General features: G+C 39.8%; 12 protein-coding genes. 1 reads left to right on the top strand and 11 read right to left on the bottom strand.

Annotated features, from left to right (window positions below):
- The first annotated feature begins 24 nt into the window (after nt 1-24).
- Nucleotides 25-390: a response regulator transcription factor gene (locus AC504W_RS18005; protein WP_494873621.1), complete on the top strand. Its 366-nt coding sequence runs from the start codon at nt 25-27 to the stop codon at nt 388-390.
- Here the strand turns inward: AC504W_RS18005 and AC504W_RS18000 are convergent.
- The 11 genes from AC504W_RS18000 to tgt form a co-directional block, all read right to left on the bottom strand.
- Nucleotides 387-1,925, bottom strand: a complete 1,539-nt coding sequence (locus tag AC504W_RS18000) for an iron uptake porin (protein ID WP_494873620.1) — start codon at nt 1,923-1,925, stop codon at nt 387-389. The two genes, AC504W_RS18005 and AC504W_RS18000, sit on opposite strands and share 4 nt — an antisense overlap.
- Nucleotides 1,926-2,025: 100 nt before the next feature.
- Nucleotides 2,026-2,484: a PepSY-like domain-containing protein gene (locus AC504W_RS17995; RefSeq protein ID WP_494873619.1), complete on the bottom strand. Its 459-nt coding sequence runs from the start codon at nt 2,482-2,484 to the stop codon at nt 2,026-2,028.
- A gap of 129 nt (nt 2,485-2,613) precedes the next feature.
- Complete coding sequence (locus tag AC504W_RS17990) at nt 2,614-4,140, bottom strand: sensor histidine kinase (RefSeq protein ID WP_494873618.1); 1,527 nt, start codon at nt 4,138-4,140, stop codon at nt 2,614-2,616.
- Nucleotides 4,141-4,396: 256 nt separating this feature from the next.
- Nucleotides 4,397-5,065, bottom strand: coding sequence for a response regulator transcription factor (locus AC504W_RS17985; RefSeq protein WP_494873617.1), 669 nt, complete (start codon nt 5,063-5,065; stop codon nt 4,397-4,399).
- A 225-nt stretch (nt 5,066-5,290) separates the two neighbouring features.
- Nucleotides 5,291-6,280, bottom strand: coding sequence for a metal ABC transporter solute-binding protein, Zn/Mn family (locus AC504W_RS17980; RefSeq protein WP_494873616.1), 990 nt, complete (start codon nt 6,278-6,280; stop codon nt 5,291-5,293).
- A gap of 210 nt (nt 6,281-6,490) precedes the next feature.
- Entirely contained in the window at nt 6,491-7,528 is a 1,038-nt protein-coding gene (locus AC504W_RS17975; RefSeq protein ID WP_494873615.1) for a WD40 repeat domain-containing protein, read from the bottom strand.
- A 175-nt stretch (nt 7,529-7,703) separates the two neighbouring features.
- Nucleotides 7,704-9,542: an ATP-dependent zinc metalloprotease FtsH3 gene (gene ftsH3 / locus AC504W_RS17970; protein WP_494873614.1), complete on the bottom strand. Its 1,839-nt coding sequence runs from the start codon at nt 9,540-9,542 to the stop codon at nt 7,704-7,706.
- A gap of 78 nt (nt 9,543-9,620) precedes the next feature.
- The gene (locus AC504W_RS17965; RefSeq protein ID WP_494878688.1) at nt 9,621-10,442 is read right to left on the bottom strand and encodes an aminotransferase class IV; all 822 of its coding nucleotides are present in this window, start codon (nt 10,440-10,442) and stop codon (nt 9,621-9,623) included.
- 13 nt (nt 10,443-10,455) lie between these two features.
- Nucleotides 10,456-10,875 (bottom strand): type II toxin-antitoxin system VapC family toxin, encoded by a 420-nt coding sequence (locus AC504W_RS17960; protein WP_494873613.1) that lies wholly within the window; start codon nt 10,873-10,875, stop codon nt 10,456-10,458.
- Nucleotides 10,875-11,174 carry a helix-turn-helix domain-containing protein gene (locus AC504W_RS17955; protein ID WP_494873612.1) on the bottom strand — a complete coding sequence of 100 codons (300 nt, stop codon included), beginning with the start codon at nt 11,172-11,174 and terminating at the stop codon, nt 10,875-10,877. Before AC504W_RS17955 ends, AC504W_RS17960 begins: the two co-directional genes overlap by 1 nt.
- Before the next feature lie 4 nt (nt 11,175-11,178).
- Entirely contained in the window at nt 11,179-12,300 is a 1,122-nt protein-coding gene (gene tgt, locus AC504W_RS17950; protein ID WP_494873611.1) for a tRNA guanosine(34) transglycosylase Tgt, read from the bottom strand.
- Nucleotides 12,301-12,435 lie beyond the last annotated feature (135 nt).

Raw genomic sequence — 12,435 nt, 5'->3', positions numbered from 1 at the left:
AATGTCTAAATTTTAGGAATAGTTATGCAGAATATTCTAATTGTTGATGATGAAATTCGCATTGCGGCTTTTATTGAAAAAGGCTTGCGTAAAAATGGCTTTAATACTGCGATCGCTAACAATGGTGAACAGGCTTTAGAAATGTTGACGACAGCTAAGTTTGACTTGTTGCTGTTAGATGTTAACTTACCTGTAAAGGATGGTTTCACTGTATTAACTGAACTTCGCGCTCATAATATGCTAATTCCGACAATTATAGTTAGTGCCAATCATGATGTGCTAAAACAAATCCCACAATCGGCAAATAAAACTGTTCCTTATATCAGCAAACCATTTAAATTTACTGATTTATTAAACAGCATCCGCACTCACTTATCTAAAAATAATTAAAATTTCCATGTGGTGCGGATAGTACCTACAAAAAGACTTTCGTTATTGGCGTTATGTTCCGGATTCGTAATGAGAAAAACTCCCGGTGTAATGGAAATATTATCTGTCACCCGCAAACGATAAAACCCTTCTATATGTAAGGAAGTATCCCTATCACTAACTAAACTACTACTGATAACTTTTGGTGGCATTCCAATAACTAAACCAGCTAAATTTCCTTCATTTCCCAAATCAGGAAATGCTAAACTCACCGCATAGTTTAAAATATCAGCATCATCATTTGTGACTGGTGACTCTGCTTTTGTATAACCAACCCAACTAGAAACAATAAATTTGGGATTGATTCGCCAGCTAGTTTCTAAACCAAAGGAATTTGCTGTAGTTGCAACATTACCAAAAGGACTACGCGCTGTTAAACTACCTGTGCTACCTGTCAAATTTACGCCACTTTCTCCACCGCCTGCATAGTAAGCATGAATATAGGTAAAAGCAATGCCTAAATTTGCACCTGGTTGATAATTCAAATGTCCTAATGCAGCAAAGTTACCATTAAATAAACCATTTTTGGCTGTTGGTAATGCTGCATCATTAGTCATGTAAGCAAAGCCAAGATTAGTGTTTTGATTTAGTTGATAGTTAAGCCCTAATCCTGCTCCATCCATACCGCGGACAATCGGGTTATATCTACCAAAGCGGGAAACTGCACCACTCCCACTACTGGCTAAAGGATTGATTGGTTCTGCAATATCATTTAATTCTAGTTCGGCGATCGCTAGTGTGGTTTTGATTCTATCACCAATAGGAAAAGCATAATATACTTCATCTAGACCAACATTGTTACCTGTATCTTCATCAAAGCCTAAACGAGTCATTCCTGTTCCAGTAATATTTTCATCAAATTCTGGAATATTCCCTGACTCTAAACGGAGGTTTAATTCATCTTTTCCCGTAAAGCTAGTGACAAAATTTAAGCGCATCCGTTGAGCAAATGTGAGATTATTATCAGCAATATTTTCACCAAAAACACTAGCAACAGTCATGATTGCTTCCGCTTCGAGTTTTGTTGTCGGAGAAAATTGATTTGCTACTAACTCAGCAGTTTGATTTTCTACAGCATCTACCCGATTGCTGATTGTTAATAATTCTGCGGCAAATTCTGATTGGAGTTTTTGAATTACATTTAAATCTTCTTGAGTTATCAAGCTATCTTTTGTTGTGCTAATTAATTCTTGAATTTTTGCTAAACAAGTGCTTAAACTTGCTGCAAACTCATAGCGTGACATAGCGCGATCGCCACGAAATGTACCATTAGAATAACCAGCAATACAACCATATCTTTCTATCAATGATTGTAAAGCTAGAAATGCCCAATCCGTAGGTTGAATGTCAGAAACTTGAGAAACTGATGTTAATTGTGAGATATCTGATGGAAGAGTCTCTGACTGATTTTCTAAGGCAAATGTTGGTATAGCAACTAGTGATGTAGCGAATATAAAATTCGATGTAAAGATGAAATTTTGATAGAAACTAGGCATTTTCAATGCAATGATTAATTATAAATATGTAGTTGGTTATACATAATAAATTAGCATCAAAATATGTAGGAAAATATGAGAAATTTCTCATGATTAAATATTAGTCTTCATATAAATCTAATTGCCTATTCCCGTCTCCATCAAAATATAGCTCATATTCAATTTCTCCATCAGTAATATCCACCTCATAGAAGTTACCTTCGGGTGTAATTTCTATTTCATATTTTGTAATTTTAAAGTTAGGATATTCTTGGCGGATGCGTTTTAATACAATATCAGGAAATTCTTTTGAGGTGACATAGTATTCAGTTTCCAACCATTCACCTGTATCAGAAAATTCAGCTTCGTATTTGATATTATTTTGTATATAAGTCGCCTCATAGCCGTAGTTAGTCTTTTCCCAAACACGAGGAATATGAGAATATTTTTCTGTAAATGCTTTGTCTACAATCTCAGGTGCTTGTATGCGGTTGTTTTGGTTGTGTGAACTATTGCAAGCCGAGAGAAATAAAATAAGCCAAGCATTAAAAGTGCCAAATATAATTTTTTGTATGTGCATAAGATAATGTCAAGCTAAATGCTGTTAATTGCCGTAGCTTTTAACGCAGTTTAACCCAACTCAGACATTCTGAGGAATTTTATTTTTACTTTATTAATAGGTCTTTTAAATATTTTTATTTTGAGGTGTTTATAAAGGTAATGTAATTGTGAATGTGGCTCCTCTTCCCAATTTACTTTCCAGGGTAACTTGTCCACCGTGAGCCTCTACAATGGCTTGAACTATTGATAATCCTAACCCGGCTCCTTCGGAACGACGGCGACTATTTGCAGCACGCGCAAAACGTTGGAAAATTCTTTGTTGATCAACTTGGGCAATACCTTCGCCAGTGTCACTTACCCAAAAGCTAAGTTTACCTCGATAAATAGCTGAACCCAAGGTGATTGTATCAGTAATTTTTGTATGCTGAGTAGCATTTTGTACTAAATTCATTACAGCCTGAGTCAAACGCTGGCGATCTGCAACAATTCTACCTTTAGCAGTAGTCTTCAGTTGCCAGTTGCGATCGCCTAAAGCTTGAACTTTCACAAATAATTCTTCGGTTAAAACGCTAATATCGACTGTTTCTAAATACAAAAAATCAGGACGTTCCGCTTTTGCTAGTAAACTTAAGTCATTCACAAATCGGTTCATCCGTTCTAGTTCATCCATGACTAATGCTAGAGTTTCTTGGATTTCTTGCGGATCATCACCCATCAACTCTAAATGACCACGAATAATTGTAATAGGCGTGCGTAATTCATGGCCAGCGTCGTTAATAAAATCTCGCTGGCTGATAAAAGCAGCTTGTAACCTATCCATCATTTCATTAAAAGTAGCTGCTAGTTCTGCAAGTTCACCCTCACCAGGAATAGAGAGGCGCTGATTTAAATCTGATTCGCTAATATTACGCACAGTTTGGGTTAACAAGCGTAAAGGTGCGAGAATTCTTCCCGAAGCAAACCAAGCTAATACTAAAGCTAAAACTAAAATTCCTGCACTCACAGGGATAATAACTCTGATAGCTTCTACTACTTCCCCATGTTCCCCAGCCGTAGTGTGGGCAATTACAAATACCCCAATAACTTCGCCCTGAATTTTCACAGGTTGAGCCAGATAAATAATACTTTCCACACTGCTACCAGGAAGCTTCCTTTCTCCTTCCTCTGGTTGAGTTAATTTTGACCAATATCGCATTAAAGCCGAGTCTCTGCTAAGTTCTTTTGGTCTACCTCTAGGGCTAGATTTATAAAATTTTCCTTCTGTTAAAGCAATTAAAAATGTGTCGTCTTCGGGAATTTGATTTACCAAAAAAGCATCAAAAAACTCTTTTAACTCTTCTAAAGATTTTGGTGGTTTAATTAAACGGTTATCTGCCTCCTTAAGTAGATTAATCGTATCGTCTTTTTCTCCATTTTCCAGATAATCAAATAATTTCGGATTACCATTAACTAATTCGAGAAAAGTATCCATTTTTTCGTTGATTTCTTTATGGACACGTTTCTCAACTTGGGCATATAAAAAATAACGAAATACTGGCACAAAAAAAATAAATACAAAGCATAAAATGAGAAAATACCAGAAAAAAATCTGGGTGCGTGTAGCCCAAAAAAAACTTTTAATATATTTTAAGCAAGTTTTTGTTACCCGTTCTTGGGAATTTTTATTTCTCCGCATTTTTATGTATACATAGCTATATTTAGCTGAGATTATGCTATTAATATATTATTTATTTTAGTGATATTATTTAGTTTGTTAACTGTTAATCAAAAAAACAATACGACACATAGAGTACTACTATAAGCGCTAAGTGTCGCATTTTGAATATTATTAATTAACTACTATAAATATGAAACTTGTCATGTCAGCATTCACTCGTAATTATCTTATTTGTCTAAGATAAGAAGACGATGAAAGTTTCATGAGAAATTTTTCATGTTCGCAGACGATAACCCATACCTCGAACAGTTTCAATCAGGTTATTGCCTAATTTTTTACGCAAGTAACCAACATAAACATCGACAATGTTAGAACCTGGATCATAGTCGTAACCCCATACCCTATCTAACAATTGCTCACGACTCAAAACTTGTCCAGGATGACGAAAGAAAGTTTCGGCGAGGGTAAATTCCCGTGCTGGTAGTTCTAGTGTTTTGTTACCTACTTTTACTTTACGCGATCGCAAATCCAAAATTATATTCCCAACCTTAAGTACCATCTCATCACTAGCTTGGCTGCTAACACTGTTACGTAATCTCGCCTTTACCCTTACTAACAATTCCTCAAATCGAAAAGGCTTAGTAATATAGTCATCTGCACCTGCTTCAAATCCTGCAACTTTATCTTGAATGTCATCACGCGCAGTCAAAATAATTACCGGGAAATTTTCACCTTGTCCGCGTAATTCTTCTAAAACATCTAAGCCGTCTTTACCCGGAAGCCCTAAATCTAAAATCATCAAGTCAAAAGCACTACCTAACGCCATTTCCGTAGCTGAGTGTGCATCAACCGCTACAGAGGTTGTAAAACCGTGAGAACGCAATCCTTTCTCAATAAACGCCGCTATTCTGGGTTCATCCTCAGCAATAAGAATTCGATTCATCCGATGCACCTATTTTTTGGGTTCTAAAGGTAAGACATCTGTAAATGTACTACCTGTTCCCAATGGTATTTTTTGGTAAACATTGCTGAATTTCCTATTCTTTTAGAAGATACTCTATATTCTGGGCATTTCAAATAGCTATGAAGGTAGAAGTTTTACCCCATAATCCTAACTTGCTGAGTCAATTTGAAAAAAACATATAAACTAGCAACTTATTAAATAATGCTACTTACTAACTTTCGGTTGAAATATTAAATAAGTTCCTCCAAGCCCCTCGACAATGGTGCGTGTATTCGCAACCATCATTTTTTGATAACTATCACCATCACTTTTTGTTTTTCCAAGACTATCCGTATAAAGCCCTCGTTCAGAAACTTTGACTTCTGCTGCTTGCGCCACTGATTGAATTAATTTAGGGTTAATATTTATTTCAGCAAAAATAGTTGGTACTTTAGCTTGCTGGATTTCGTTAACTAAATTGTTTATCTGTCCTTCTGTTGGTTTATCGTCTGGGTTAATACCAGCCAAAACTCCTGCTAGTGGAATACTATATGCTTTAGTATAATAAGCCATTGCATTATGGTTGGTGACTAATTTACGTTTCTCACGAGGAATAGTAGCTATTCTCGTTTTTATCCAACTATCTAACTGAGTTAGGTCACTTTTAATCCGTTGAGTATTACTATTATAAACTCCTGCGTTATCAGGCTCTAATTTCTTGAGATTGTTGCTAATTACTTCTACCATTTTGATACCATACTTAGCATTGTGCCAAATATGGGGGTCTGTAATTCTTTGTCCATCTTCAATAAATCTTTGCGGTTTAGGAACTGCTAACTGACTTACAGCTATTTTGGGTGCAGTATTGCTAGTTGATTTAATAATTCTCATCAAGCCTGGTTCAAAATTGTAGCCATTGTAAAAAATCAAATTAGCTTGGTCAATAGTTTCACGATCTGCCGTGTTTGCTTGATAGTTATGGGGGTCAGTACCTGGGGGAATTAAACAGGCGAGATTCACTGTATTTTCTGCAACTTGTTTAATTAAGTCACATAATATGCTGGTTGTGGCCACAACTTTAGGAAGACTTTCATCAAGTGTTGTAGTTTGTGTGAAAGAAGTATTAGTGGCTTGTCTTGCACAACCCACCAATCCAATCAATAAGATAGTAAAAGCAACGCGTAAGGAATGGATAAATAGTAATTTGTTTAGCATAATTAATTCCTAATAACTAGACTGAATCTAACGATCATCATTATTATTCAATAACAGTGAAATGTTAGATATTCAGGACTAAGTATAAGATTGCATAAGTTCATGGCAAAACAGATACACAAACTCTGTGTACTCCGCGTTTACCTCAGCGCTACTTTGCGTTTAAAAAAGGATCAATTAAAAATTGTTCAACAAAAAGATGAGGGAATTTTATACATCTTTTGACCAGATAATTAACTCGCCTTGTTCACCACCTGCGGCGAGAAATTGACCTTGGGGATGCCAAGCTAAGGTGGAGAACCCGGCGGTAGCACCTGTGAGAATTTGGGATACTTGTGCTGCTGCTGTCCACAAACACAATAAACCATCAGCGCCGGCGGAGGCTAACAAAAAGCTGTGGGGTGCAAATGCGATCGCATTAATCACATCCACATGATTAGTCAACACTCGTGCTTCCCAACCCAAGGATTCATCCTCTAACTTTTCCCAGACGACAATACCCTCAACACTAGAAGTAGCAAGTATCGGCGCACCTAGTTCAGTAGTAGCTTCTGACCATGCTAACTGCCGAATCTTACCAGGAAAGCCACGCATAATCCAAGGGTCGGGATTACTCCAGTCCAACACTGTGACGCTGCGATCCATATTCCCGGAAGCCAAGTATTTGCTATCAGGCGACCAACCCATAGCTACACTGACAGTTGGCATAGTCAGAAAGAATGGTTCTTCATCCCAGTTTTTACTCTCCCAAATCTTGACTCCTTGATAACCACCAATGGCTAAATACTGGCCATCGCTACGCCAATCTATCCCTAAAACTGAGGAGTTATCAAAATTTAAGGTGACGACTATCTCACCCAGATCAGCATCCCAGACTTGCACATAACGCCCCAAACTAAAAGCCAGTAAGTTACTAGTATGATTCCAAGCCAACTTATCTACCCAGGCTGGTGCATTTTCTAAGGTGGCGATGAGTTCATTTTCCCGCCAAATTTTGACTTGTCCATCCTGTCCACCAACCGCTAAAAATTTGCCATCGGCCGAAAAAGCCACACAGTCTACAGATTTACCGCTACCACTTTGCAACTCTATGGCATTGCCATCATTCCATAGCACCACCTCGCCAGCCGCAGATGTCGCCGCAAGAATTTCACCTGAAGGAGACCAAGCTAATGCTGTGACGTAATCTGACAGCATCCCGGAATCATAGATAGCAAATTCTGAGGATTGGTTAGTTGTCAAGTTCATTTTTATCTGCGTTTATCCGCGTTCATCTGCGGTTAATTTTATCTAAATCTAATGCAGAAAATTAGCTGTCTCAATATCAACCGCAGGGTAAGACGCAAAGAATTCAAAGAAAAAATGGGGTAATTCTTTTTCAGAACTACCCCAAATCCAAATTTTAGATGATTACCGCAGTTGCTTAAGCAAAGGCGGCAGTTTTCACATCATTGTTTGCCAAGATTTCTTGCAATTCTTCGGCATCTACTGTTTCTTTATCAACTAGCATTTGTGCTAACTGATCAAGAATGTGGCGGTTGCTGATTAACACATCTTTGGCGCGGTTGTAGGCTGTATCTACGAGTTTCCGCACTTCTTCGTCAATGGCAGCTGCGGTTTCTTCAGAGAAGTCGCGCTCTGACATGATATCGCGTCCGAGGAACATATTACCTTGCTGACGACCAAGAGCCACTGGCCCTAAGCGATCGCTCATCCCAAAGCGAGTAATCATTTGACGGGCTACTCTTGCTACCTGTTGTAGGTCGTTAGAAGCACCTGTGGTTACTTCTTCTTCACCAAAGATAATTTCTTCGGCTAAACGACCACCTAATGCCACAGCCATCTGATTTTCCAGATAGGAGCGACTGTATAAACCTGTGTCCATCCGGTCTTCGCTGGGGGTGAACCAAGTTAAACCACCTGCACGACCGCGAGGAATAATACTAATCTTTTGTACTGGGTCATAGTCGGGCATCAATGCACCAACTAAAGCGTGACCAGCTTCGTGATAAGCTACCAAGGTCTTGCGTTTTTCGCTCATTACCCGGTCTTTCTTCTCTGGGCCAGCTAACACGCGATCGATGGCATCATTGATTTCATCCATCGAAATTTCGGTTAAGTTGCGACGTGCAGCGAGAATTGCCGCTTCATTCAGCAAGTTAGATAAATCTGCACCAGTGAAACCAGGGGTACGACGCGCAATTTTATCCAAATCCACATCTTTGGCTAAGGTTTTGCCACGGGCGTGAACTTTGAGGATTTCGCTGCGTCCGGCGTAGTCGGGACGATCTACTACAACTTGACGGTCAAAACGACCAGGACGTAATAAAGCTGCGTCTAAAACGTCTGGACGGTTGGTAGCAGCAATGATGATGATCCCAGTGTTACCTTCAAAACCATCCATTTCGGTGAGTAACTGGTTGAGGGTTTGTTCCCGTTCATCGTTACCACCACCTAAACCTGCACCCCGTTGACGACCAACTGCGTCAATTTCATCGATGAAGACGATACAAGGAGCGTTAGATTTAGCTTGTTCAAATAAATCACGGACGCGGGAAGCACCCACACCCACGAACATTTCTACAAATTCGGAACCAGAGATAGAGAAGAACGGTACACCAGCTTCCCCAGCCACAGCACGAGCGAGTAAGGTTTTACCTGTACCTGGAGGCCCAACTAATAATACTCCTTTAGGAATTTTTGCACCGACAGCAGTAAAGCGATCGGCGTTTTTGAGAAAGTCTACAACTTCGTTTAATTCGAGCTTGGCTTGGTCAATCCCCGCAACATCACCAAATGTTACCTGGGTTTGGGGTTCCATCTGCACTCGCGCTTTGGATTTACCAAAGTTCATGGCTTGGCTACCAGGGCCACTTTGAGCGCGGCGGAGTAAGAAAAATAAACCAACTAACAGCAGTACAGGGAAAAATAAACTGCTTAGTGCCTTAAACCAAAAACCTTCATCAGTTTGAGGCAATACAGAAATATCAACGCCTTTAGAGGTGAGAGTGTTAATTAAGTCGGGGTCGTTAACTAAGGTGACTTTAATCTGAGTTCCGTCCTGAGCCTTAACAATCGCTGTAGAACGATCTGCACTCACCCTAACTTGTGTAACTCTACCTTTTTCAACTTCTTGAATAAATTGACTGTAGCGCCATGTTTGTGTGTTTTGTGGTTGTTTGTCAAAGAATGCTGTTCCCAGCGCAATGACAACAATAAACAGTAGCGCGTACAGCCCCGCATTTCTCCATCTTTTATTCACTAAGGTCTATCTCCTGTATATTCTGTGCTTTCGCGGAGCGTCTCTGTATGAGAGGGCATTATTAAGAATTATGTTAACTTATTTTAAGGTATACCAAAATGGTACGGTTGTCATGCTAAAAAGCCTCCTGATTTGCTGAAAATTGAGATGGTGGGGATTATATTGTAGCGACCCTGAAGCTTGCTCGACGGTATGAATGGGGATAATTTCTACCACACTATTAGTGTAGGCGATCGCTTCAAATCCCGTGACTAACTCAAGTGTCCAAGGTTCCTCTCGTACTTGTAGCTGTTGGTTTTGCAGCCATTGAATAATTTGCGATCGCATAATTCCGGGTAAAATCCCTACATCTAAGGGCGGTGTCCACCAACAATTATCTCGCCAGCCCCAAAGATTACCAGTGGTAGTTTCTAGCCAATTACCTGCAATATCAACTAAAATCCCTTCCTCGGCTGCTAAAGCTTGCACACTATTTTTAGCTAACCAAGCACCCAAATAATTTCCTGTTTTATGAGAAGGCAAGTTGCGAGAAAATTCTGGTTGTGCAATGGCGCATTTCACCCCATTTTGTTGTTTTTTTGTTAAATCTGCTGGTAAATTTCTGCCAATTATCCATTCCCTACCATCAGGAAACAAGGTAATTCTGAGAACGGGGAAATGTTGGATGAGAATTTCTGCACCTTGATGTATCCGCTGCCAATCTGGTTGTTGCCAAGTAAAAGCTTGTAAACTTAACTGGAGGCGATCGCAGTGTGCCTGCCAGTTAGTTAAACTACTATCGAGAGAATTTTCATAAACTCGCAATGTAGTAAACACCGTTGCACCATAAAGCAACCCCGGATCGTTAATATCTAATTCCAGGGTTTGAGACTCAATTAATTTGCCGTTATACCAATAAATAGGCTTACCCACTCTAGTCAACCCAATTTACTACTTGTACACCAGGAATCTGTCTAAAATGACGGATGTTTCTTGTTACTAAGGTTGCTTGATTAGAGAGAGCAATACTAGCAATCAATAAATCGGCTCGTCCTATTTTTCGGAATTTTGGGATGATGCGTAAACGCTCAAACTGTTCTGATGCGGCTTGACTGACAGGTACAACCAAAAGTTGACTAAGTAGGTCTTCTGTACGAAATAGAAGAGATTGCGCCTTGAGTAAATCTAATCCTGAATTGGCTTTTAAAAGATATTCGATCCTGCCACGCAAAACTTCTGCTTTCGTAATAATAGTAATGCCAACTTCTGGATCATTTACAGACCTTAATCGCTCAACTACATTAGCATTTCCAGCATAAAGATATGTGAGTGTGTCAGTATCAAGCAAATACATCAACCTTCAGACTCCGCATCAACTTCTGAGCGTCCCCTTGCTTGATAAATTGTGGCTCTCAATTCTGCTATTGAATCATCATCTGCTAAACTTCCTGCTTGTTGCAGAAGAATCGCTCGACTACTTTGATAACGTAGCCAGTCATCAATCGCCACTTTCAAGAATCTCCAGTCATCTTCAATTTTACGTCCTGGAATATTTCCCAAAGTAGCTTGATGCAAAACTGTTTCAATGGGTAGTCGTAGATATGCAGAGGTTTCTTCAAGGGTGAGAATATCCGGTAGTGTTAATTGTTCCATAACCTTATTCTCCAGTGTCCGACGAGTTTAGCCAATGACCAAATTCTGCCAAAAAGGAATCGTTCAATATTGCTTGGCGAATCTTTTGGGTAAACCGAATCAGTTCGGTGATATTGTGAATGCTGAGTAAGGTGTAGGCTAAAATTTCTTGCGATCGCACCAAATGAGAAATATATGCCCGACTAAAATTTTGACACGCATAACAATGGCAAGTTTCATCCAATGGTGCAAAATCTTCACGAAATTTAGCATTTTTTAAATTCCAGCGTTCGCCTTGCACCATTGCTGTACCATGTCTCGCCCAACGAGTCGGGATAACGCAATCAAATAAATCTATCCCAGAAGCGATCGCGATCGCCATTTCTCGATAAGTCCCCACACCCATCAAATAGCGGGGCTTTTCTGGTGGTAACAGTGGTGCAGTGGCTTGGACAATCTGCGCCATCAATTCTGCGGGTTCTCCCACACTCACACCACCAATAGCATATCCAGGCAAATCTAACTTAGCTAACGCCACAGCCGCCTGAGAACGCAAATCTAAATACACTCCCCCTTGTACAATCCCAAATAAGGCCTGATCTTGGCGTTGATGTGCTGCTATACAACGTTCTAGCCAACGGTAAGTTCGCTCAGTAGCTGTTTCTACTTCTTGGCGCGTTGCGGGGTAAGGCGGACATTCATCAAAGGCCATGATGACATCCGCCCCCAAAGTATTCTGAATTTCTATAGAACGCTCTGGTGTTAAATTGATAATCTGTCCATCATGGGGTGAGCGAAAGGTTACACCTTCTTCAGTAATTTTTCGCATCTCGCTCAAGCTGAATACTTGAAAACCACCAGAATCAGTGAGCATCGGCCCATCCCAGCCCATAAACTTATGTAACCCACCACCGCCAGCTACAATTGCTTCTCCTGGTTGCAGATGGAGATGGTATGTGTTTGACAATACCATCTGTGCGCCAGTATCTTTTAACTGGGCGGGGGTGACTGTTTTGACATTAGCCAGTGTCCCCACAGGCATAAATCTTGGGGTTTCCACAACACCGTGGGGCGTTAAGAATATCCCGGCTCTAGCTTTTGTTTGGCTACAACGAGCTAAGGATTGAAAAGAAAAATTCTTGGTCAAGGTAAAAGATTAGACGATTTCACTAAATGATTGTCATTTGTCCTTTGTCCTTGGTTATAGCAATTATTAATAGTCTTGGTTTATAGGAGCGCAAAACTTTGTGCCGCTACTAATGACAGATGACTAATGACAGAT

The organism is Nostoc sp. C96 (assembly GCF_059384975.1).
The sequence above is the reverse complement of the archived record's forward strand: the minus strand, read 5'-3'. Positions and strand labels throughout refer to the sequence as shown.

Coding starts and splice junctions, on each gene's coding strand:
- AC504W_RS18005 (WP_494873621.1), top strand. CDS start 25: ATGCAGAATATTCTAATTGTTGATGATGAAATTCGCATTGCGGCTTTT.
- AC504W_RS18000 (WP_494873620.1), bottom strand. CDS start 1,925: ATGCCTAGTTTCTATCAAAATTTCATCTTTACATCGAATTTTATATTC.
- AC504W_RS17995 (WP_494873619.1), bottom strand. CDS start 2,484: ATGCACATACAAAAAATTATATTTGGCACTTTTAATGCTTGGCTTATT.
- AC504W_RS17990 (WP_494873618.1), bottom strand. CDS start 4,140: ATGCGGAGAAATAAAAATTCCCAAGAACGGGTAACAAAAACTTGCTTA.
- AC504W_RS17985 (WP_494873617.1), bottom strand. CDS start 5,065: ATGAATCGAATTCTTATTGCTGAGGATGAACCCAGAATAGCGGCGTTT.
- AC504W_RS17980 (WP_494873616.1), bottom strand. CDS start 6,280: ATGCTAAACAAATTACTATTTATCCATTCCTTACGCGTTGCTTTTACT.
- AC504W_RS17975 (WP_494873615.1), bottom strand. CDS start 7,528: ATGAACTTGACAACTAACCAATCCTCAGAATTTGCTATCTATGATTCC.
- AC504W_RS17960 (WP_494873613.1), bottom strand. CDS start 10,875: ATGTATTTGCTTGATACTGACACACTCACATATCTTTATGCTGGAAAT.
- AC504W_RS17955 (WP_494873612.1), bottom strand. CDS start 11,174: ATGGAACAATTAACACTACCGGATATTCTCACCCTTGAAGAAACCTCT.